Below are 19840 nucleotides of genomic sequence, written 5' to 3' on the forward strand. Positions count from 1 at the left end.
GGTGCCTGGTTTGGGAACCCGCGGGTGCTTTGTCGACCACCACAACTCCTTGATCGACGAGGGGCACGGGGGTTGGGCGAGCCGGGACGGGGTTGGCTCGGCGGCATGGAGGGTGACGGGGCGTCTCGCTCAGCGTGACGGGGTGAGGTGTGCTGGTCGGAGGGGGCGGAGCATGATCTGTTCTGGGCGTACGCCGTCGGGCATGAGGTCGCCTGGCTCGTCGGTCAGGCGGAAGCCGGCGCGGTGGTAGAGGGCCTTCGCGTGCGCGTTGTCCGTCCTGACGGAGAGCCTTAGCCGTTCGGCGCCGCGCTCCTGGGCCCAGCGCGCCACCTCGTCCACCAGGCGGTCGCCGACACCGCTGCCGCGAGCGTCGGGGTGCACCCACATCGAGATCAGGTCCATCGTCAGCGGGTCCGGCGTGGGTACGCCGCTCGACATCGCGACCGGACGCCCGTCCAGGACGGCCACCAGGTTGTGTGAGCCGGGGATGCTCAGCCGGTCGCGCCAGCGCTGTTCGCGGTCGCCGTCGTCCTGCCAGTCGGCGAGCCGTGAGCCGAACGCTCCCGGTGCCTCGGTGAGGGCGGCCAGCCGCAGTTTGCGCCAGGTCTGCCAGTCGTCGGGGGTGAGCACCCTGATCTCGATCATGCGGGGATGGTGCCCGGACGGATCGCCGGGCACCACCGCATTTCCCGCCGGCCGGCGCCGCACCCCCGCCCGGGTGCGGCGCCGGACGGGGATCAACTGGTCGTCGTACAGGAGACCAGCGGAACCGGGTTGCTGCCGTTCCACGAGCCGAGGAATCCGAACGTGGTGCTCGCGCCGGCGGCGAGGGTGCCGTTGTGGTTGGCGTTACGTGCGGTGACCAGCGTGCCGCTGGTGCTGACCGTCGCGTTCCACGACGAGGTGACCTGCTGGCCGTTGCCGTAGTTCCAGCTCACCGACCAGCCCCGGGTCGGTGAACCGCCCGCGGTCACCTTCACGTCGGCCTGGAAGCCACCGGACCACTGGCCGGTGACCTGGTACGTCGCCGTGCAGGCACCGGCCGGCGGCGGGGTGCTCGGCGGGGGCGTGGTGGGCGGCGGGGTGGTGGGCGGCGGTGTCGTCGGCGGGGGCGTGGTGGGCGGCGGGGTGGTCGACCCGCCGCCGAAGTCGACGTCGCTGCACAGGTAGTACGACTGGTCCAGGTGGCTGGCCTGCCAGACGGTGTAGACGATGTGCCGTCCGGTGCGTCCCGGTGCGTTTACCGGGATCTGGATCGAGACCCCGCCGGTGTCCTTGTCCCACTGGGAGGCCGGGGTGTTACCGATCTGGCCGGCCAACTCCAGGTTGCCCCAGCCGAGCGGTTGGGTGGCGGAGTTGAAGCCCTGCTTGGTCACGTACACCCGGATGTAGTCGGCGCCGTGACTGGCCTGGTCGAAGAAGCGGAGCCGGAAGTTGTTCGACACCGACGTGGTCTTCCAGGCGCCGACGGTGTCCAGCGCGTTGTAGCGGGGGCTCTGGGTGCGTCCGCCGCTGCACAGTTGGCCGTCGGGTACGGCGGCCTGGTGGTTACCGCCCACGCCCTCGCGGAACAGGCCGTTCCAGTTCCACATGGCGGCCGGGTCGGACTGCCAGGCCTGCCAGCACATCGGGTCCTCGGTGGCCATCCGAGGGTTCTGGAAGTCGGCGCCCCAACGCTGCCAACAGCTGTAGTTGCGCGACGCCGGGTCGACCACCGAACCGTGCGCCGAGGCGGGCTTGGTCAGGATGGTGGTCAGTGCGGTCGTCAACAGGAGCGCGGTGGTCGCCACGATGGCGAACAGCCAGAGCACGCGTCGTGATCGGGTGAGTGTGGACATGGAGCCCCCGGGGGGATGAGGTGGGACGTCGACACCCGGATCGCCGGGAGTTGCCCACTCCCGTGCCTGTCGCTGGCTCCCGCGACGGCTCTACCCGGCACCATGCCAGCTCGATAGTCAGCCGTCAATGGCATCGCGCCGCATCGGGGTGTGCGGGATGCCGTCCTCGACGTACTCGGGGCCGCTGACCGTGAAGCCGTGCCGGCTGTAGAACGCGACCAGGTGCGACTGGGCTTCCAGCACGCAGGTCCGGTTGCCCACCACCTCCAGCGCCGCCGTCATCAGCCGGCCGGCGTGTCCGCCGCCGCGCGCCGCCGGGGCCACCACGACCCGACCGATCCGGGCGACACCGTCCGGGTCGGCCAGAATCCGCAGGTACGCCAGCGGCGCGCCGCCGTCGGTGAGCCAGACGTGCCGGGTGCCCGGCTCGACGTCCCGCCCGTCCAGCTCCGGGTACGGGCAGTTCTGCTCCACCACGAACACGTCGATGCGCAGTTTGAGCAGGTCGTGGAGGGTGCGGGCGTTCAGGTCGGCGAAGGAGGCCGTCCGTAGTTCGGTGGTCTGCTGGGGCATCCACCGATGGTAGGTCGGGCGGGTTCACCTGAGATCCGCCCGGTCGGGTGCGAGGTAGGTGGCGGCCACGGCGGTGAGCAGCAGGACACCGCCGACGATCACCGGCAGGGGGAGCGGTTCGCGCAGCAGCGCCACTGCCAGCGCCGCCGCGGTGAGCGGCTCGAGCAGGGTCAGCACGGCCGCGACGCTGCCCGTTGTGGTGCGCAGCCCGGGCGTAGAACAACGCGTACGCGACCGCCGTGGTGATCACGCCGAGGTGCAGCAGCAGCGCCAGGGTGTCGAGGCGTACCGGCACGCTGACCCCGGCGACCAGGGCGAACGGCGCCAGGGTCAGCGCGCCGACCGTGGTGGAGATGGTGGTCAGCGTCATGGGCGCGGTGCGCTGCGACACCCGACGGCTGACCAGGGTGGTCACCGCGTACCCGAGGCCGGAGCCGGCCGCCGCGAGCAGGCCGAGCAGCGGGGCGGGCGCCGCCGCGCCGGGGTGCTCGGTGGCGGCGGTGATCAGGACGAGGCCGGCCAGAGCCGCGACCAGCGTGCCGAGTCGCAGCGAGCCGGGGAGCCGGCGGGCGTGCGCCGACTCCCAGGCCGCGGCGAGCACCGGTGCGAGGCCCAGGCTGACGATGGTGGCCACGCTGACTCCGGCCCAGGCCACGGCGGCGAAGTAGAGCGCCTGGTAGAGGCCGAGGCCGACGCCGGTGAGCAGCAGCGGTACGGGTGCGGCGCGCACTGTGGTCACGATCGTGCGGAGCTGGCCGGCGGTGCACGCCAACAGCACGAGCGCGGCGATGGCGAGGCGGTGGAAGCCGATGCTCACCGGGCTGAGCCCGGTGCTCTCGCGCAGGAGTTGCACCGCCACACCGGTGGTGCCCCACAGCACCCCGGTGACGGTGATCTGGATCAGGCCGCTGCGGGCGGCGTGGCTGGCGGCCGAGGCGGCCGGCAGCGCGGTGCGGGTCGTGGACACGGGAGCGCTCCGAAGGGTGAGCCGTTGACGGGGACGACGTCGACGGAGCGCGTACGACAGGGTGGCCGAGCGGGGTCAGGTCACCCGGTCGGTGAGAGGCGCGGCGCTCCGCTCAGGAGCGCGGCGGGGGCAGGACGCCCAGGAACGGCCGCATGGCGACGACCGTACCCCAGCGTGGTGGTCCGGTTGGCCCGCGGCCGGGCGGGCGCGGTCAGGCCGGGCGGGCGCCGACGGCGTCGCGGATCTCCGCGCCCACCGCTCCCTCGACGGCGCGGGCGCAGTGTGCGCAGCAGAAGAAGCGGCCGTTGACCTCGACGCCGTGCCCGGAGATCTTGACCTGGCAGTGCTCGCAGATCGGTGCCATGCGGTGGATCGCGCACTCGAACGAGTCGAAGGTGTGCACGTCGCCGCTGACGGTGTGGACCTCGAACGCCATCCAGTAGTCGTTGCCGCAGACCTCGCAGGTTGCCACCGAAAACCTCCGTTAAATGGACAAGTGCCTACAGAATCCTCCAGGTGGCACCGACGTAGGGGCGGAACGTCAACGCCCGACCGCGACGGCGGCGTGTCGGCGTCGGCGTGTTGCCCGTTGTGCCTGGTGAACCGCCGCAACCCCCGGAGGATCACCGTGATCAAGCGCAACAGACTCTTCGGCAACCAGACCCGGGTCACCTTCTGCCTGCCCCGCGATGTCCCGCCCGGCCCGGTGAGCGTCGTCGGCTCGTTCAACGGCTGGCAGCCCGGTCGACACGAGTTGATGACCCGCCGCGACGGCACCCGGACGGTGACGGTGAAGCTGCCGCCGGGGGAGTACCGGTTCCGCTACCTCGGCACCGGCGGCGTCTGGTTGGACGACGAGTCGGCCGACGAGGTCGACGACGGGGGCAGCCTGCTCCGACTCTGAGAAGAAAACTGCCATCATCGATGGTTTTATCGATGAGAGTCTTTACTGTTAACAATGTTTAAATTACTTTGGGGGGCACCTCACCGGACCTGGAGAAGGAGCTGCCCCGATGCGTCGAAGAATCACCGTCCCGCTGGTGGCGGCGGGCGCTGTCGCCGCCACCCTCACCGTCGCCGCCCCCGCGCAGGCGCACGGCTACGTCTCCGCCCCACCGAGCCGGCAGGCGCTCTGCGCCCAGGGCCGGGTGCCCGACTGCGGGCAGATCAGGTACGAGCCGCAGAGCGTCGAAGGGCCCAAGGGCCTGCGCAGCTGCAATGCCGGAATCTCCCAGTTCGCCGTCCTCAACGACGACAGCCGGGGCTGGCCGGCCACCTCGGTGGGCAGCTCGCTGACCTTCACCTGGGTGAACACCGCCCGGCACGCCACCAGCAACTGGGAGTACTGGATCGGCAACACCCGTGTCGGTGTGGTCAACGGCAACAACCAGCAGCCGGGCGCCACGGTGTCGCACAACGTCAACCTCGGCGGCTTCTCGGGCCGGCAGAAGATCCTCGCGGTGTGGAACATCTCCGACACGGCGAACGCCTTCTACTCCTGCATCGACGTGCAGATCGGTGGCGGCGGGTCGAACCCGACCCCGACGCCGACCCCGACCCCGACCGCCACCCCACGGCCGACCCCGACCCCCACCCCGACCAATCCGCCCACCCAGGGCGGCACGTGGGCGACAGGCCGGGCGTACCAGGTCGGCGACCAGGTCACCTACGGCGGAGCGACGTACCGCTGCCGGCAGGCGCACACCGCGATCCCGGGCTGGGAGCCGCCGAACGTACCGGCGCTCTGGCTCCAGGTCTGACCGCACGGGTGCGGCCCCTGGTCGCACCCGTGTCGCCACTCTCGCCCGAACGGAGGCAACCGGCATGCCCCGCCGTACCCCGCTGGCCTTCCTCGTCGCGGCTCTGCTGCTCACCGGAGCCTGCGCCGGACCGCCCACGTCGAGCCCGTCGACAGTGCCGCAGCCGACACCCACGTCCCCGGCCGGCTCGGCGGCGGCCGGGTCCGCGGGTGCCGGGTCCCCGATCGGGGCGGACTCGATGAGCGGGATCGACGTGGTGTTCCTGAGCACCATGGTCGGGCACAGCGAACGCACCCTGCAGATCGTCCGGCTGGCCCGGGACCGGGTACGCGACGACGCGCTGCGCACCCTGGCCGCCGCCGTCGAGGCGACCGAGGCCGACGAGCTGGCCGCCATGCGCGGCTGGCTGCCCACGGCCGGGCCGGGCGCCGGCGCGGCCGCACACCACCACGACGGGCACGGCGACGACGCCGCGCTCGACCGGCTGCGGACCGCGCCGGACGCGGACGTCGACCGCGTGCTGCGCGAGGTGCTCGCCGACCACCAGCGATGGGCCGCCGACCTGGCCAGATCCCAGGTCGGTGTCGGCCGCAACGAGCAGGTCCGCGACCTGGCCCGCCGGATCGAGCAGTCCCGGACCGCCGAGGTCGAACTGCTCAGCGGTACGCCCTGAGCGGCTCCTCGGTCAGCGGGGTTCCAGCTTGATGGAGACCGAGTTGACGCAGTGCCGGGTGTCCTTCGGGGTGAAGCCCTCGCCGTGGAAGACGTGCCCGAGGTGACTGTCGCAGCGGGCGCAGCGGATCTCCGTACGGGCCATGCCGAGGCTGCGGTCCTCGATCTCCTTGACCCGGCCCGGGATGGCGTCGTCGAAGCTCGGCCAGCCGCAGTGCGAGTCGAACTTCGTGTCGCTGGAGAACAGCTCCAGCCCGCAGGCGCGGCAGTGGTAGACCCCCTGGGTCTTCGTGTCCACGTACTCGCCCGTCCACGGGCGTTCGGTGCCGGCCTCCCGGAGAACGTGGAACTCCTCGGGGGTCAGTCGGACCCGCCACTCTTCGTCGGTACGGGGCAGCTCGTTGTCGTCAAGACTCACCCGTCAACGGTACGTCGAACGTCGGGGGCGTGGCATAAGGTCGCGGGATGGGTGGCACCAAGGCTGCGGCCGCCGAGGTCGAAGTAGCCGGGCACACCGTCCGGTTGAGCAGTCCGGATCGGGTGATCTTCCCGCAGCGCGGGTTCACCAAGGCGGACGTCTTCCACTACTACCTCGCGGTCGGCGACGGGATCATGCGCGCCCTGCGGGACCGCCCGACCACCCTGCAACGCTTCCCCGAGGGCGTCGAGGGCGAGGCCTTCTTTCAGAAGCGGGTGCCCACCCGGGGGGTGCCGCCCTGGGTGACGACCGCCCAGATCACCTTCCCGAGCGGTCGGAGCGCCGCGGAGCTCTGCCCGGCCGACCTGGCGCACGTGGCCTGGGCGGCGCAGATGGGCACCATCGTCTTCCACCCGTGGCCCGTGCGATCCGCCGACGTCGACCGCCCCGACGAGCTGCGCATCGACCTGGACCCGCAGCCCGGCACCGACTTCGCCGACGCCGCGCGGGCCGCCGGCGAGGTCCGCGCGCTCCTCGACGAGCTGGGCGCGACCGGCTGGCCGAAGACCTCCGGCGGTCGGGGCGTGCACGTCTACCTGCGCATCCAACCCCGCTGGACGTTCACCGAGGTGCGCCGGGCCACCATCGCGCTGGCCCGGGAGGTGGAACGCCGCAACCCCGACCTGGTCACCACCGCCTGGTGGAAGGAGGAGCGCGGCACCCGGGTCTTCGTCGATTTCAACCAGATGGCGCGCGACCGCACGATCGCCTGCGCGTACTCGCTGCGGGCCAACGCGCGGGCCACCGTCTCCACCCCGGTCACCTGGGACGAGCTACCCGACGTCGACCCGGACGACTTCGACCTGCGCACCGTGCCGGCCCGGTTGGCCGAGCGAGGTGACCCGCACGCCGGGATCGACGACGCACCGTGGGACATCACCCCGCTGCTCGAGTGGGCCGAGCGCGACGCCGCCGCCGGCCAGGGCGACCTGCCGTACCCGCCGGACCACCCGAAGATGCCCGGCGAACCCAAGCGGGTCCAGCCCAGCCGCGCCAAGCGCACCCCCGACGCTCCGTGACCGCCCCGCCGCCTCACGGCGGTGGCGGGGCAGTCCACGCCAGGAACCTGGTGAACAACTCCCGGGGGTCGGGTCCCGGCTCGGGGTTGAGCGTGAACAGGTCGGCTGTCGCGTCGAAGAGTTGGCTCGCCATGTAGATCGACAGTGCCACACGGTCGGTGCCGTACTCCACCCGTAGCAACATCCGGGCAAGTGCACACGGCCAGGCGGCGGCGCACACCCGACAGAGCCACGACGGCCGGCGTGGTAGGTGCTGGTGGTGTGGCGGAGGTCGGACGTGGTGGCCTGGATCCGGGAGCACCGGCCGGAGTTGGCCGAGGGCTGACCCGGGCCTGATTGGGTCGCCCAGGGCGCTTCGCGCCGCCGGTTTCGTCGTACACCTGTTCTAGAATTTGCTCGTGATCGATGAGTTGGCACGGGCGGATAATGCGGTGGCTGCCTGCGCCGACGCTCCGGCCTGGGCCCTCTCCGAGCACGACCTGATCGCGGTGCTCGACGCCACCCACCGGCTGCAACAGCGGCTGGCGGCGGTGCAGTTGGCGGCGGTCCGCGAGGTGGACGGTCGGGGCACCGCGGTCGCGCAGGGCGCGTCCTCGACGACCGCGTGGCTACGGCATCGCCTGCGACTCGACGTCTCGGCCGCGCGCCGGCTGGTCGGCCTCGCGGCCTCGGTCGACGTTGCCCCGCCCGGTGTGCGGGAGGCGCTGGCGAGCGCGGCGGTCAGCGTGGAGCAGGCCCGGGTCATCGCCGACACGGCCGCCACGGTGACGGCGTCGGCGGGTCCCGAGGTGGCCGACAAGGCTGTCGGAGTGCTCGTCGAGTGGGCCAGGCAGTTCGACCCCACCCTGCTGCGTCGGCTGGGCGCCCGCATCCTCGACCACGTCGCCCCCGACCTCGCCGACGCCGCCGCTGCGGCGGCGCTGGCCGCCGAGGCCGCCCGAGCGGCCCGCGACCGGCACGTCACCATCTCCACCCAGACCGACGGCCGCCTGCGACTCAGCGGCACCCTCGACGCCGAGTCCGCCGCCCTGCTGCGCGCCGTCATCGACCCGTTGAGCGCACCCACCGGCCCGGAAGACACCCGCTGCGCCGGGCAGCGTCGCCACGACGCCCTCGCCGACGTCTGCCGGCTCGCCCTGCGCACCGGTGAGTTGCCCGAGAACGGCGGTGACCCGGCCCAGATTGTCGTCACCACCAACTATGACGGGTTGACCCGTCAGTTGGGCGCCGGCGCCCTCGACGTCGGTCTGCGGCTCACTCCCGACACGGTGCGCAGGCTCGCCTGTGACGCCGCCGTCCTACCCGCCGTGCTCGGCGGCGCCGGCCAGGTCCTCGACGTGGGCCGGCAACGCCGCCTGATCACGGGGCCGCTGCGGCGGGTACTGGTGTTGCGCGACGGCGGCTGCGCCTTCCCCGGCTGCGACCGGCCGGCGCGCTGGTGCGCCGCGCACCACATCCGGCACTGGGCCGACGGTGGCCCGACCAGCCTCGACAACGCCGTGCTGCTCTGCGGCCACCATCACCGGCACGTCCACCAGAGCGACTGGGTAATCCGGCTCGGCGACGACGGGCACCCGGAATTCCTACCACCGGCCTGGCTCGACCCCGACCAACTCCCGCGCCGCAACCACTACCACCGACGGACGTAGGCGGAAAGCGGCTGCGGGTGTGGGCGGGCCCTCGGCGGCCGGCCGCTCGGCGAGGATCTGGCGCCGGCCAATGTGGATCTTGTCGTACTAGTCTGTGCCGCATGGCCTTACCACCGGACGAGTTCTACGACCGCGCGGTCGCTGCCGCGGACGACGATCGCCGTCTTCCCCTGGCGCGGATGACCGGGTGGGAGATCAGTCCGTTCGAGCCGGACGGGCTTCGAGTGTCGCCGCTGCGGCCTCCGGTGCTGCCGGAGCCGGCGCGGCACGGCGAGGACCCGGCGGACTGCGATACCTGCCGCGATCGGGACGAGGGGATCTGGTTCAACGAGCGTTGGCGGTTGATCCGAGTCCCGGGGGTGGGCGTCCCGCTGGTGCTCATGCTGTTGCCGCTCGATCACCACGACATGGCGGATCTCCCTGACGAACTGGCTGCCGAACTTGGGCTGTTGAGCACCCGGATCGTTCGCCACATGCAGGCGCTGCCGCACGTCTCGCGAGCGCACGTCCACCGCTTCGGGGATGGCGGCGCTCACCTGCACGTCTGGTTCTTCGCTCGGCCCGAGGGGCAGGCTCAGTTGTTCGGGTCGTGGCTGATCGCCTGGGACGACCTGCTGCCGGAGTACCCATCGGCCGTGGCAGACGCTGACGCCGCGGCCGTCGTGGACGCGTTGGTCGAGTCCCACGGAGGCCACCGACTGTCGGACCCGGGGTTTAGCCTGCCGGCATGACGAGCGCCGAGCTGGACGAGCTGATCGTCGCGGACGCCGACGCCCTGCGCGTGTGGTTGTCGGCCCACCACGCCACGTCGCCCGGCGTCTGGCTCGCGTTGACCAGGAAGGGTGGCACGGTCACGACGCTGACCTGGCAGCAGGCGGTCGACGAGGCCCTGTGCGTCGGCTGGATCGACGGTCAGGCGCGCAAGCGGGATGAGGAGTCCTCCTGGATCCGGTTCACCCCGCGCCGGCCCCGCAGTGTCTGGTCCCAACGCAACGTCGCCAACGTGGCCCGGCTGGAGGAGCAGGGGCGGATGCAACCGTCGGGCCGCGCGGCGGTGGACGCCGCGAAGGCGGATGGGCGGTGGGCCGCCGCCTACGCCCCGCCGTCCGAGGCCGAGGTGCCGGCCGACCTGCTCGCTGCCATCGCCGCCGAGCCCGCCGCCCAGGCGATGCTCGACGTCCTCACCAAGGCCAACCGGTTCGCTCTCATTCATCGGCTCAACGCCGTCAAGCGCATCGAGACCCGCGAACGCAAGATCGGCGAGTTCGTCGCCATGCTGGCCCGGCACGAGACCTTCTACCCCCAGAAGGCCAGGCCGTCCGCCGGGCCGACGCTGCCGTCAGTCGGCGCGGGCCTCGAGGGAACCGATTGACTTTCGATAGTTAGCAAGCGAAACTCGATGCATGGTTACTGAGCATCGAGCGGTTGCCGCTCTCCGAGTCTTTCTCGTGGTGCTGTTCGGGGTCCTGGTGGTGTTCCAGACCCTCTCGCTGCCCGGGCAGTTCAGGTATATGGCCGAGCAGTCGCCGCAGGACGCCCACCTCAGGTGGCCGGCGACCGCCGTGACGGTCTTCTGGGTGCTCTGCGTCCAGGTGGTCATCGTCGCGACCTGGCAGCTACTCAGCCTGGTCAAGAACGACCGCATCTTCACCGAGGCGTCCCTCAAGTGGGTGGACGCGATCGTCTGGGCCATCGCCGCCGCCTGGGTGGTGCTGGTGGCGGTCTTCCTCTGGGTCGGGTTCAACGCGGACGACCCCGGTGTGCCACTGCTGCTGTTCCTGCTGACGGTGGGCGTCACCGTGCTGGGGCTCCTCATGGTGGTCATGCGGGCGCTGTTGCGGCAGGCCACCACCCTGCGGACCGACCTGGAAGCGGTGATCTGATGCCCATCGTCGTCCGCATCGACGTGGAGTTGGCCAAGCGCAAGATGAGCGTCGGAGAGTTCGCCGAGCGCGTCGGGCTCACCCCCGCCAACGTGGCGGTGCTGAAGAACGGCCGCGCCAAGGCGGTCCGCTTCAGCACCCTCGAAGCGATGTGCCGAGTGCTCGACTGCCAACCGGGTGATCTGCTGGAGTGGGTCGAGGAAGAAACCCCATGAGGTACGTCCTGATCGTCGGCGTCGTCCTCTCGGTAGCGCTCGGCATCACCGTCGTGGTGCTCGGCGGGGCCGACGACTCCCCGGGACTGCAGCTCATCGGCGTCGTGCTGGTGCTCTGCGCGGTGGTCTTCGGCATCCGCAACCGTCGAGGCCGCAACTAGCCATCCCGCCCCGACCAACTCTCTCCGTAGTAACGATCATGTAACGGGCGCGAACCTTTCCCGGTAGGTGGCCTGTCTTGATGGTCGTCGGCCCGCCAGGGCCAGGGGAGGCGTCGGATGAAGCTGGTGTGGAGGCGGGCCCGCGAGGCGCGAGGGTTGCTGGTCGCGGCGGTGATCGCTGCCCTCGTCGCCGTCGCGTTGGTCACTGGGCTGTCCGACTACAACCGTCGGGCGGTGGACGCCGGGCAGCGGGCACTGGTCGCCGCCTCACCCGCCGAGGAGCGCGGCCTTCTGGTCAGCGGCTCGGGTGGGCGGGACGCGGCCGAGTTCGCCACCCGGGACAAGGCGGTCCGAGCGGAGTTCGCCACCGGGCTCGGCGGCGTCCCGGTCAGTGTCACCGCCGCCCGTTACGGCACCGGCCGGGAACTGACCGGCGATCTCGGGCAGATCCCGCGTACGGCCGACGAACCGGTCTTCGCGAACCTGGCCACGTTCGCCGACCTCGCCAGCCACGCTGAGCTGACCAGCGGAGCCTGGCCCAGCCCCGGAGCGAACCCCGTCCAGGTGAGCCTGCCCGAGCGGGTCGCCGGCGCCCTCGGCCTGACCGTCGGCGAACGCGTCCCGGTGCGCGACCGGGCCACCGAACGACGCGGCGAGTTGGTGCTCGCCGGCACCTGGCGGCCCCGCGACCCGGCGGACGCGTACTGGCTGCTGGCCCCCGGCGTGGGGGCGGGCAGCGCCGGTTCCGGCACCTCGTACGGGCCGTTCACGCTCGACCCGGCCGACTTCGCGGCCACCTTCCCGGGCTCGGTGTCGGCGTCCTGGCTGGCCCAACCGGACCTCGGTGCCGTCGACACCGCCGACCTGCCCGCCGTTCGGAAAGCCCTCACCGAGGCGGTCACCGCAGTGCCCGAGGCCGCCCAACTGGGCAGCTCCGGGCAGACGGCGACCAAGATGGCGCAGCTGCTGGACCGGATCGGCCGCGCCGACCTGGTGGGTCGGTCGTCGCTGGCCACCCCGCTGCTGCTCATCCTGGTGCTCGCCGGGTACGCGCTGGTGCTGGTCGCCGCGCTGCTGCACGAGGACCGCCGCCCACAGACCGCGCTGCTGCGCGCCCGCGGCGCCGCCCGTCGGCAGTTGGCCGGCCTGGCCGCCCGCGAGGCGACCCTGGTGGTCGCCCCGGCCGCCGTGCTCGGTCCGCTGATCGCCGGTGAGGCGTTGCGGTACATCCGACCCGGCGGGTCGGGCGACCTCTACACCGCCGGCGGCAACACCACACTGGTCTGGGCGGCGGCAGCGGCCACCGCGGCCGGCTGCCTCGTCGCCATGGTCCTTCCGACGCTGCGCGGCGCCGGGACGTACGTCGCCGACATGGCGGCCCGATCCCGGCCGAACCGGGCCGCGAGCGTCCAACGCGCCAGCGTCGACCTGGTGCTCGTGGCGCTCGCCGTGCTCGCCTGGGTGCAGCTACGCCGGTACGCCTCCCCGCTGGCCGGCTCGGGTGGACAGCTCGGGCTCGACCCGCTGCTGGTCGCCGCCCCGACGCTCGGCGTGCTGGCCGGTGCCGTGCTGGCGTTGCGGGTGCTCCCGCCGCTCACCCGATTCGCGGAGCGGTTCGTCGACAGACGTCCCTGGACCGCCACCATGTTCGGCATGTGGCAGGCCGGCCGGCGTCCGCACGCCGGCCCGGTGCTGCTGCTCGCCCTCGCCGTCGGCGGCAGCACTCTGGCCTGGTCGCTGATCAGCACCGGCGAGCGGTCCCAGGTCGAACAGGCCGGCCACACGGTCGGCGCCGACCTCCGGGTGACCGAACGGACCGGGGGCGCCCCACCGACCCGGGCCGGTGAACTCGCCGCGCTGCCGAGCGTGGACCGGGTACTGCCGGCGTGGCGCGACGAGATCCGGGTCGGGCGGGAGAACCTGCCGGCGACAGTGATCGGTGTCGACCCGGCCAGCGCCCCGGGCGTCGTCCGGCTCGCCGACCGCCTCGGCGACGGATCGGCGGCGGAGCAGTACCGGAAGATGGTCGACGCGCGGGGAGAGCGCGCCGGCGTCGAACTGCCCGCCGGCGCGCGTGAGATCGCCGGCACGATCCGTACCCCGGTGAGCGACGCCGCCCGGTCGGTGAAGGTCGCGGTGACGCTGCTGTTCACCACCCCCGACGGGCTCGCTTTGCGGCTGCCGGTGGCCAACGCCGACGGCGACGGCCGGGCCACCCCGTTCACCGCGCGACTGCCCGACATGGGCGGGGCGCGGCTGCGGCTGGCCGGCTTCGAGGCCGACGGTGGGTTGGCCGCCGGCAACTCCTACGAGCTCCAGGTGGACGGGCTGACGGTGGTCAAGGCCGACGGCACGAAGCAACCGGCCGAACTGGGCGGCGACTGGGTCGTGACCGCCCTCGGGCTGCAGCCCATGCCGGTACGGACCACCGCCGCCGGGTTCGCCGCAGCCCGCTCGGTCGACGTGATCCCCGGCGGGCAGTTCAGGTTCCAGCCACCCACCCGGTTCACTGTCGTGCCGGGCGGAGACAACAAGCCCATACCGGTGTTGATGACCCCTGGGGCCATCAACGCGCTGAGCCTGCGCATCGGCGACACTGTCGACCTGACCCTCTCCGGCGCGACGCTGCCGGTGCGCCTGGTCGGCGAGCTGGAGTCCGTGCCAGCCACCACCGGCGAAGGCGTCCTGTTGGACCTGCCGGCCGCGGTCGACGCGATGATCCGGAGCAGCGGCACGGTGCGACCCGTACCGGAGTGGTGGGTCGGCGCCAGCGACGCGAACGCCGCTGCCCAGGCGGCCAGAGCGCTACCCGGCGTCACGGTGCTCAACCGGGAGGCGGCCATCGAGGCGGCCGCCGACGACCCGTACTGGCGCGGCTCGCGTACCGGAATGCTCGCCGCCGCGCTCGGCGCGGTGCTCCTCGCTCTCGTCGGCCTGATGGTGGACGTGTGGGCCACCGCCCGGCGTCGGCTCGGCGAGTTCGCGGTCCTGCACACCCTCGGCGCCACGCCCCGGCTGATGGCCCGGGCGCTGCTCGCCGAACAGACGTTCCTCGCCGGCATCGGTGTGGGCGTCGGGTTGTTACTCGGCACCGCGGTCAGCGCGACGATGGCCCCACTGGTCATCCTCACCCCGGCCGCCGGCCGGCCGACACCCCCGGCGGCGTTCGTGCTGCCCTGGGTGCCGATCGGCCTTACCGCTGTCGGTCTGCTGCTGGCGGCGCTCGCCTTCAGCGCGTTCATCGCCGCAGGCATCCGTCAGCGGGTGGCGGCGGTTCAGCTGCGAATCGGGGGAGAACGATGAGCGTCGGGGCAGCCGTCCGGCGGGTCCGGGCGTACGGGGGGCAGTTCCTGCTGCTGGCGGTGCTGACCCTGGTGGTCACCCTGCTGATCAGTGGAGTGCCCCGGCTGGTCAACCGGCTCGCCGAACAGGGGCTGCGAGCACAGCTCAACAGCGAGCCGGCCGCACGCCGGGACATCTCGTACACCACCAGCCTGGAGCCCGCGACGTCGCGGCGGACGGCGATGGGCGACGCCGCCGAACGGTTCGACGCCCTGGCCGCGGAGATGCCGCCGCCGGTGCGTTCGGCGGTGACCGAGCGGTGGTACAGCGTCGAGACCGCAGCGGCCCGCGTGGTCGGACCGGACCTGGCGGCCCGCAACCTGCTGGTCGACATGGGCCTGCGGGCCATGCCCGACATTCAGGGCGCGAGCACCCTCGTCGAGGGGGCGTGGCCGAGCGAGACCTACGTTCCCGACCGGCCGATCGAGGTGGCGCTCGACGTCGACGTGGCCGGCAAGCTCAACCTGCGCGCCGGCAGCCAACTGCGCATCGGCAACACCGACGAGAAGGGCAGACTCGTCGAGGGTGTCCCGTTGACGGTGTCCGGGTTGTTCCGCCCCGTCGACCGCGCGAACGGCATCTGGGACGGGCTCCCACAGCTACTGCGGATCATCGAACCGCAGGGTGATGGCCAGCCGTTCGTCATCGTCGGCGTCGTCGCGCAGTCGCCCCTCAACAAGCGGGCCGCCGAGGGCTGGCCGATCCAGTCCACCTGGCGGTACCGACTGGGCGTCGACCGGATCGACGCACGTGAGCTGGACCAGCTCATCGACGGCCTTCAGGTGATGCAGCGCAACAAGCCGCCGGGGCTCAGCCTGACCCAGGGCGCCGACGTCCCGTTGCGCGCGTTCGCCGCCCAGATCGACGCCGTCCGGACGCTGCTCGCGGTGATCGCGGCCGGCGTCCTGGCCACTCTGGCGGGACTCATCGTGCTCGCGGCCAGTCTCGCCACCAGACGGCGTCGCTCGGAGTTCGCGTTGCTGCGTGCCCGTGGCGGCGGGGCCACCGCCGGCGCCCGGCGTAGCCTCGCCGAATCGGTGCTGGTGGTCCCGATCGCCGCCGTGCTGGGCTGGTGGCTGGGCACACTGTTCCCCGGTGCCCCCGACCCGACCACGCCGTACCTCGTCGCGACGACCGTGCTGGTGACACTCGCGCTGCCGGTGGCGACGCTGGCCGTACCGGCCGGCGCAGCGGCTCGTCGGGACCTGATCCGGGTGCGCCCGTCGGCCCGTCGACTCACCGCCGAGGTCTCCCTGCTGCTCCTGGCCGGGCTCGCGGCGGTGCTGCTGCGTCGGCGTGGCCTGACCCTCGGAGAGGTGGACCCGCTCCTGGTGTCGGTGCCGGTGCTCCTGGCGATCGCGGCGGCGGTGCTGGCGCTGCGCGCGTACCCCTGGCCGTTGTTGCTGGTCAGCCGGCTTGCCGCGCGGACCCGGGGCAGCGTGGCCTTCCTCGGCATGGCCCGCGCCGGACGCTCGGCGGTCGCCGCCCCGCTGGTCGTGGTGGTGTTGGCCATCGGCACCGCGGCGTTCTGCGCGGTCGTGGCCGCCGGCGTCGACGCCAGCCGGGAACGGGCCGCCGCGCAGATCGTGCCCGCCGACGCGGTGATCCGCGGGGAGCGCTTCGCACCCGACACCATCGACGAGCTGGGCCGCCTGCCGGGGGTCCGGGCCGTGACCCGGGTGCTGCACGAGGACGATGAGCGGTTCGCGTCCGACGAGGCCGGCACCGACGCCTTCATCGAGCAGACGGACGTGCTGCTGGTCGACGGCTCGGGGTTGGACATGGTGGCCCGCGAATCGCAGGTGGACGTGTCGGTTCCGGCCGCGCTGCGCACCGCCGCGCCCGGCCCGGGGCCGCTGCCGGCGATCGTCTCACCGGCGGTCGCCGCCGACCTGGCCAAGGCCGGGCTGGCCGACTCGGCCTTCATCTCGGTGCAGGGCCAGAGGTACGGGTTCCGGGTGGCCGGCACCGCCGACGGTTTCCCGATGCTGGCGGCGAACGCCAGCCGGTTCGTGATCCTGCCCTGGCAGGCCCTGCCGACGCGGAACACCACACCCGTGCCGACCAGCCTGCTGATCGCCGGGAACTCGCTGGACGCCGAGGCGCTACGCGTCGCCGGCGACCAGGGGCAGGAGCGCTACCAGCGGGACGGCACGGTCACCGGTCGGGAACGGCTGATCGGGGTCACCGTCGACACCCGGGCTGACGTACGCCGGGACCTTGGCGAGGGCGGCGCGAACGGGGTGCTGGCCTTCGGCTTCGTGGCCGGGGCCGTCGGCGGCACCGTGCTCGGGCTGTTGGCCATCGCGTTCACAGTGCTGGCCGGAGCGCGCGCCCGGGGTCAGGTGCTGTCCCGACTTCGTACCCTCGGCCTGTCCCGCCGGCAGTGGCGAGGGCTGCTGCTTGTCGAGTTGACCCCGCTGGTAGCGGTGTCGGTGCTGACCGGCGCGCTGGTCGGTGCGGTACTGCCCCTGCTGCTCAACCCGGTGCTCGGCCTGTCCGCGTTCACCAGTGGTGTGCCGGTCCAGGTGGCTTTCGAGCCCAGCCTGGTCGCCGCGGTGCTCGCGCTCGGGGCGGTCGCCCTCGGCTTCGCGGTCGCCGTCGAGGCCCTGAACAACCGCCGGTTGCGCCTCGGAGAGGTGCTTCGGCTCGGAGAGGAGAGCTGAGATGACCGCTACCGCCCAAACTCCACTGGTGCCTGACCTGGCCGCCCTGCAACAGCGGGCAGCGCAACGCGCCGCCGAGCGGGCCGGCGGGCAGGACCGCCTTCGCGGGCACATCGTCTGCGACGGCCTGGTGCGCATCTTCAAGACCGAGGGGGTGGAGGTGGTCGCCCTACAGGGGCTCGACCTGGTCATCGACCGGGGCGAGCTGGTGGCGATCGTCGGTGCCTCCGGTTCGGGCAAGTCGACCCTGCTCAACATCCTCTCCGGCCTGGACACCCCGACCGCCGGCATCGCCCGGGTGGCCGACTACGACCTGCTCTCGCTCTCGGCGAAGCGACGGCTGAGCTACCGCCGGCAACTGGTCGGGTTCGTCTGGCAGCAGACCGGCCGCAATCTGCTGCCGTACCTCAACGCGCTGGAAAACGTCGAGCTGCCGATGCAGTTGGCCGGCAGGCGCAGCAGCAAGGCCCGCCGGGCGCGGGCCCGGGAACTGCTCGACCTGGTCGGTGTGGGCTACTGCGCCGACCGGCGCCCCGGGCAGCTCAGCGGTGGCGAGCAGCAGCGGGTCGCGGTGGCGGTGGCGGTGGCCAACGACCCGGAGGTGCTCTTCGCCGACGAGCCGACCGGTGAGCTGGACGAGGCGACCGGCGCTGAGGTCTTCGCGGCGCTGCGCACCATCAACGCGGAACTGGGCGTGACCATCGTGGTCGTCACCCACGACCACGCCGTGGCCACGCAGGTCCGTCGGACCGTCGCGATCCGCGACGGCCGGACCGCCTCCGAGGTACGCCGGACCGCGCGGATCGACGCGGACGGCAACACCGAGCTGGTCAGCGAGGAGTACGCGGTGCTGGACCGCAACGGTCGGATGCAGTTGCCGGCGGCGTTCGTCGACGCGCTCTCGCTGAAGGAGCGGGTCCGGCTCGACCTGGAGCCGGACCATGTGCAGGTACGGCCCGGCGACCGGGCCTCGGACGAGCGGGGGGCACGGGCATGAGCCGGCAGAACATGGTGGTGACCGGCGCGGCCGGGTTCGGCGGTGCGCCCGGGGCGCACCCCGACGAGGTGGTCCGGGTCAGTGGGGTGAGCCGGACCTTCGGTCGGGGCGAGCACGCCGTGCACGCCGTGCGGGACGTGTCGTTCAGCGCCAACCGGGGCGAGTTGGTCGCCATCCGAGGTCGGTCCGGGGCCGGCAAGACCACGTTGCTGAACCTGATCGGCGGGCTGGACCGACCGGACAGCGGCCAGGTCGTGGTGGCCGGGCACGAGGTGACCTCCGCCGGGGAGGCGGAGCTGCTGCGGCTGCGCCGGGGAACCGTCGGTTTCGTGTTCCAGACCTTCGGACTGGTGCCGATCCTCTCCGCCGCCGAGAACGTGGGAGTGCCGTTGCGGCTGGCCCAGGTGCCGGCCGCGGAGCGGGAGGAGCGCGTCGCGGTGCTGCTGGAGCTGGTCGGCCTGGGCGGGCACGCCGCGCAGCGCCCGTACGAACTCTCCGGCGGGCAGCAGCAGCGGGTCGCGGTGGCCCGCGCGTTGGCCAACGAGCCGGACCTGCTCATCGCCGACGAGCCCACCGGTCAGCTCGACTCGGAGACCGGCCGGTCCATCATGGACCTGCTGCGCGCGGTGGTGCACGCCCGCGGCATGACGGCCCTGGTGGCCACGCACGACCCGGCCCTGATCGACCTCGCCGACCGGGTGCTGGTCCTGCGCGACGGCCGCCTGGTGGACGGCTGAGCGATACCGCTCGGCCTTGCCACGGTGGCCCCTACCGGGGGTCGTCGCGACAGGCCTGGCTGGCATTGGCTGACGCAGCCGCCTGACGGGCTGCGCGAGGCGTGCTGCACGCCGGGCTTGCCTCGGCGGGGCGCGGCAGGGCGGGGCGCGGCGGGGCCCGGCACGGCGTTGGCCCGCACTCGCTTTGGAGCTGATGTCGTAAACGAATCGGCTGGGGTGATCCATCCACGACATCAGCTCCATAGCGCCGGTGGAGTGGTGGGCGAGGGCGGTTGGGCGCTAGGCCGTCGGATGCGCGCGCGGGCCGTGTCGTGGGCGCAGGGGCGGCCGGTGCACGAGGGCTGCCGGGTCCGCGCCGCGCGCGGTCGCCCATCGTCGGTCGTTGCCGACGCGCCCGTGGCAGCGGCAGCGGTGCTGGCGCCGACCCCGGTCAGAGCGCGAGCTTCATGCCCTCGTGGCTGGGCACGAAGCCGAGGCCCAGGTAGAAGCGGTGCGCATCCTCCCGGGACTTGTCGGTGGTGAGCTGCACCAGCGCGCACCCCCGCTGCCGGGCCTGGTCGACCGCCCAGGTCATCAGGTCCCGGCCCAGACCCTGGCCGCGCCGGTCGGAGCGAACCCGGACCGACTCGATCAGCGAGCGCTCGCTGCCGTGCCGACCCAGCCCCGGGATGTAGGTGATCTGCAGGCAGCCGACCAGGTCGCCGGCCTGCTCGGCCACGATCAGCTGGTTGCGCGGGTCCGCGTCGATGGCCGCGAACGCCCTCTCGTACGCCTCGTCGACCTCGGTGAAGTCGCGGGCCTTGCCCAGGACGTCGTCGGCGAGCAGGGCGATGACGGCGGGCAGGTCGGCCCGCACCGCCTCCCGGTAGATCACGTCGGTCAT

General features: G+C 72.6%; 22 protein-coding genes and 1 pseudogene. 14 read left to right on the plus strand and 9 right to left on the minus strand.

Annotation, left to right across the window (positions count from 1 at the left end; translation table 11 throughout):
- Window positions 1–129: 129 nt before the first annotated feature.
- From ACLQ3F_RS02170 to ACLQ3F_RS02195, 6 genes and pseudogenes are all read right to left on the minus strand, one after another.
- Window positions 130–645 (minus strand): GNAT family N-acetyltransferase, encoded by a 516-nt coding sequence (locus ACLQ3F_RS02170; RefSeq protein WP_425845482.1) that lies wholly within the window; start codon window positions 643–645, stop codon window positions 130–132.
- 92 nt (window positions 646–737) lie between these two features.
- A complete protein-coding gene (locus ACLQ3F_RS02175) occupies window positions 738–1838 on the minus strand; it encodes a lytic polysaccharide monooxygenase auxiliary activity family 9 protein (protein ID WP_425845484.1) in 1101 nt (366 codons plus the stop codon).
- A gap of 117 nt (window positions 1839–1955) precedes the next feature.
- Entirely contained in the window at window positions 1956–2411 is a 456-nt protein-coding gene (locus ACLQ3F_RS02180) for a GNAT family N-acetyltransferase (RefSeq protein ID WP_355009368.1), read from the minus strand.
- Window positions 2412–2435: 24 nt separating this feature from the next.
- A complete protein-coding gene (locus ACLQ3F_RS02185; protein ID WP_425845488.1) occupies window positions 2436–2588 on the minus strand; it encodes a hypothetical protein in 153 nt (50 codons plus the stop codon).
- Between the two features lie 94 nt (window positions 2589–2682).
- Window positions 2683–3378, minus strand: a pseudogene (locus ACLQ3F_RS02190) (EamA family transporter); the annotation flags it as partial.
- A 211-nt stretch (window positions 3379–3589) separates the two neighbouring features.
- Entirely contained in the window at window positions 3590–3850 is a 261-nt protein-coding gene (locus tag ACLQ3F_RS02195) for a Prokaryotic metallothionein (RefSeq protein WP_355009369.1), read from the minus strand.
- A 156-nt stretch (window positions 3851–4006) separates the two neighbouring features.
- On the opposite strand from ACLQ3F_RS02195, the gene ACLQ3F_RS02200 reads away from it, so the two are divergent.
- From ACLQ3F_RS02200 to ACLQ3F_RS02210, 3 genes are all read left to right on the plus strand, one after another.
- Window positions 4007–4282, plus strand: a complete 276-nt coding sequence (locus ACLQ3F_RS02200; RefSeq protein ID WP_355009370.1) for an isoamylase early set domain-containing protein — start codon at window positions 4007–4009, stop codon at window positions 4280–4282.
- 109 nt (window positions 4283–4391) lie between these two features.
- Window positions 4392–5138 carry a lytic polysaccharide monooxygenase gene (locus tag ACLQ3F_RS02205; RefSeq protein ID WP_355009371.1) on the plus strand — a complete coding sequence of 249 codons (747 nt, stop codon included), beginning with the start codon at window positions 4392–4394 and terminating at the stop codon, window positions 5136–5138.
- Window positions 5139–5202: 64 nt separating this feature from the next.
- Entirely contained in the window at window positions 5203–5811 is a 609-nt protein-coding gene (locus tag ACLQ3F_RS02210; protein ID WP_425845493.1) for a DUF305 domain-containing protein, read from the plus strand.
- A gap of 12 nt (window positions 5812–5823) precedes the next feature.
- Here the strand turns inward: ACLQ3F_RS02210 and msrB are convergent, their stop codons facing one another.
- The gene (gene msrB, locus ACLQ3F_RS02215; RefSeq protein WP_030336225.1) at window positions 5824–6228 is read right to left on the minus strand and encodes a peptide-methionine (R)-S-oxide reductase MsrB; all 405 of its coding nucleotides are present in this window, start codon (window positions 6226–6228) and stop codon (window positions 5824–5826) included.
- A 47-nt stretch (window positions 6229–6275) separates the two neighbouring features.
- Here msrB and ligD point away from each other — a divergent pair, with 47 nt between their 5' ends.
- Complete coding sequence (ligD, locus tag ACLQ3F_RS02220; protein ID WP_425845497.1) at window positions 6276–7307, plus strand: non-homologous end-joining DNA ligase; 1032 nt, start codon at window positions 6276–6278, stop codon at window positions 7305–7307.
- 13 nt (window positions 7308–7320) lie between these two features.
- Here ligD and ACLQ3F_RS02225 read toward each other — a convergent pair whose 3' ends face one another.
- On the minus strand, window positions 7321–7491 hold the full coding sequence (locus ACLQ3F_RS02225) for a hypothetical protein (protein ID WP_425845499.1): 171 nt from the start codon (window positions 7489–7491) through the stop codon (window positions 7321–7323).
- A 214-nt stretch (window positions 7492–7705) separates the two neighbouring features.
- Between ACLQ3F_RS02225 and ACLQ3F_RS02230 the strand changes: the two genes are divergently transcribed.
- The 10 genes from ACLQ3F_RS02230 to ACLQ3F_RS02275 all read left to right on the plus strand — a co-directional run bounded on the left by ACLQ3F_RS02230 (window position 7706) and on the right by ACLQ3F_RS02275 (window position 18957).
- Window positions 7706–8956 carry a DUF222 domain-containing protein gene (locus ACLQ3F_RS02230; protein ID WP_425845501.1) on the plus strand — a complete coding sequence of 417 codons (1251 nt, stop codon included), beginning with the start codon at window positions 7706–7708 and terminating at the stop codon, window positions 8954–8956.
- A 101-nt stretch (window positions 8957–9057) separates the two neighbouring features.
- Window positions 9058–9687 carry a hypothetical protein gene (locus ACLQ3F_RS02235; RefSeq protein ID WP_425845503.1) on the plus strand — a complete coding sequence of 210 codons (630 nt, stop codon included), beginning with the start codon at window positions 9058–9060 and terminating at the stop codon, window positions 9685–9687.
- The gene (locus tag ACLQ3F_RS02240) at window positions 9684–10328 is read left to right on the plus strand and encodes a YdeI/OmpD-associated family protein (RefSeq protein WP_425845505.1); all 645 of its coding nucleotides are present in this window, start codon (window positions 9684–9686) and stop codon (window positions 10326–10328) included. Before ACLQ3F_RS02235 ends, ACLQ3F_RS02240 begins: the two co-directional genes overlap by 4 nt.
- A gap of 31 nt (window positions 10329–10359) precedes the next feature.
- Window positions 10360–10839 (plus strand): DUF2975 domain-containing protein, encoded by a 480-nt coding sequence (locus tag ACLQ3F_RS02245; protein ID WP_357203244.1) that lies wholly within the window; start codon window positions 10360–10362, stop codon window positions 10837–10839.
- A complete protein-coding gene (locus tag ACLQ3F_RS02250; RefSeq protein WP_030336216.1) occupies window positions 10839–11054 on the plus strand; it encodes a helix-turn-helix domain-containing protein in 216 nt (71 codons plus the stop codon). The genes ACLQ3F_RS02245 and ACLQ3F_RS02250 overlap by 1 nt, the downstream gene beginning before the upstream one ends.
- Window positions 11051–11215, plus strand: coding sequence for a hypothetical protein (locus tag ACLQ3F_RS02255; RefSeq protein ID WP_355009379.1), 165 nt, complete (start codon window positions 11051–11053; stop codon window positions 11213–11215). Before ACLQ3F_RS02250 ends, ACLQ3F_RS02255 begins: the two co-directional genes overlap by 4 nt.
- A gap of 117 nt (window positions 11216–11332) precedes the next feature.
- Complete coding sequence (locus ACLQ3F_RS02260) at window positions 11333–14518, plus strand: FtsX-like permease family protein (RefSeq protein WP_425845507.1); 3186 nt, start codon at window positions 11333–11335, stop codon at window positions 14516–14518.
- Window positions 14515–17223: an FtsX-like permease family protein gene (locus ACLQ3F_RS02265; protein WP_425845509.1), complete on the plus strand. Its 2709-nt coding sequence runs from the start codon at window positions 14515–14517 to the stop codon at window positions 17221–17223. Before ACLQ3F_RS02260 ends, ACLQ3F_RS02265 begins: the two co-directional genes overlap by 4 nt.
- Window position 17224: 1 nt before the next feature.
- A complete protein-coding gene (locus ACLQ3F_RS02270) occupies window positions 17225–18220 on the plus strand; it encodes an ABC transporter ATP-binding protein (protein ID WP_357203232.1) in 996 nt (331 codons plus the stop codon).
- A gap of 11 nt (window positions 18221–18231) precedes the next feature.
- On the plus strand, window positions 18232–18957 hold the full coding sequence (locus tag ACLQ3F_RS02275; RefSeq protein ID WP_355009424.1) for an ABC transporter ATP-binding protein: 726 nt from the start codon (window positions 18232–18234) through the stop codon (window positions 18955–18957).
- A 430-nt stretch (window positions 18958–19387) separates the two neighbouring features.
- Here the strand turns inward: ACLQ3F_RS02275 and ACLQ3F_RS02280 are convergent, their stop codons facing one another.
- Window positions 19388–19840 (minus strand): GNAT family N-acetyltransferase, encoded by a 453-nt coding sequence (locus ACLQ3F_RS02280; protein WP_425845511.1) that lies wholly within the window; start codon window positions 19838–19840, stop codon window positions 19388–19390.

It is taken from the genome of Micromonospora sp. DT15, from assembly GCF_049841475.1.
Lineage (GTDB): Bacteria > Actinomycetota > Actinomycetes > Mycobacteriales > Micromonosporaceae > Micromonospora.

Excerpts from the sequence above, each read along its gene's own strand:
- ACLQ3F_RS02170 (WP_425845482.1), bottom strand. The coding sequence starts at position 645 with ATGATCGAGATCAGGGTGCTCACCCCCGACGACTGGCAGACCTGGCGC.
- ACLQ3F_RS02175 (WP_425845484.1), bottom strand. The coding sequence starts at position 1,838 with ATGTCCACACTCACCCGATCACGACGCGTGCTCTGGCTGTTCGCCATC.
- ACLQ3F_RS02180 (WP_355009368.1), bottom strand. The coding sequence starts at position 2,411 with ATGCCCCAGCAGACCACCGAACTACGGACGGCCTCCTTCGCCGACCTG.
- ACLQ3F_RS02205 (WP_355009371.1), top strand. The coding sequence starts at position 4,392 with ATGCGTCGAAGAATCACCGTCCCGCTGGTGGCGGCGGGCGCTGTCGCC.
- ACLQ3F_RS02210 (WP_425845493.1), top strand. The coding sequence starts at position 5,203 with ATGCCCCGCCGTACCCCGCTGGCCTTCCTCGTCGCGGCTCTGCTGCTC.
- ligD (WP_425845497.1), top strand. The coding sequence starts at position 6,276 with ATGGGTGGCACCAAGGCTGCGGCCGCCGAGGTCGAAGTAGCCGGGCAC.
- ACLQ3F_RS02225 (WP_425845499.1), bottom strand. The coding sequence starts at position 7,491 with ATGTTGCTACGGGTGGAGTACGGCACCGACCGTGTGGCACTGTCGATC.
- ACLQ3F_RS02235 (WP_425845503.1), top strand. The coding sequence starts at position 9,058 with ATGGCCTTACCACCGGACGAGTTCTACGACCGCGCGGTCGCTGCCGCG.
- ACLQ3F_RS02240 (WP_425845505.1), top strand. The coding sequence starts at position 9,684 with ATGACGAGCGCCGAGCTGGACGAGCTGATCGTCGCGGACGCCGACGCC.
- ACLQ3F_RS02245 (WP_357203244.1), top strand. The coding sequence starts at position 10,360 with ATGGTTACTGAGCATCGAGCGGTTGCCGCTCTCCGAGTCTTTCTCGTG.
- ACLQ3F_RS02250 (WP_030336216.1), top strand. The coding sequence starts at position 10,839 with ATGCCCATCGTCGTCCGCATCGACGTGGAGTTGGCCAAGCGCAAGATG.
- ACLQ3F_RS02255 (WP_355009379.1), top strand. The coding sequence starts at position 11,051 with ATGAGGTACGTCCTGATCGTCGGCGTCGTCCTCTCGGTAGCGCTCGGC.
- ACLQ3F_RS02260 (WP_425845507.1), top strand. The coding sequence starts at position 11,333 with ATGAAGCTGGTGTGGAGGCGGGCCCGCGAGGCGCGAGGGTTGCTGGTC.
- ACLQ3F_RS02265 (WP_425845509.1), top strand. The coding sequence starts at position 14,515 with ATGAGCGTCGGGGCAGCCGTCCGGCGGGTCCGGGCGTACGGGGGGCAG.
- ACLQ3F_RS02270 (WP_357203232.1), top strand. The coding sequence starts at position 17,225 with ATGACCGCTACCGCCCAAACTCCACTGGTGCCTGACCTGGCCGCCCTG.
- ACLQ3F_RS02275 (WP_355009424.1), top strand. The coding sequence starts at position 18,232 with ATGGTGGTGACCGGCGCGGCCGGGTTCGGCGGTGCGCCCGGGGCGCAC.
- ACLQ3F_RS02280 (WP_425845511.1), bottom strand. The coding sequence starts at position 19,840 with ATGACCGACGTGATCTACCGGGAGGCGGTGCGGGCCGACCTGCCCGCC.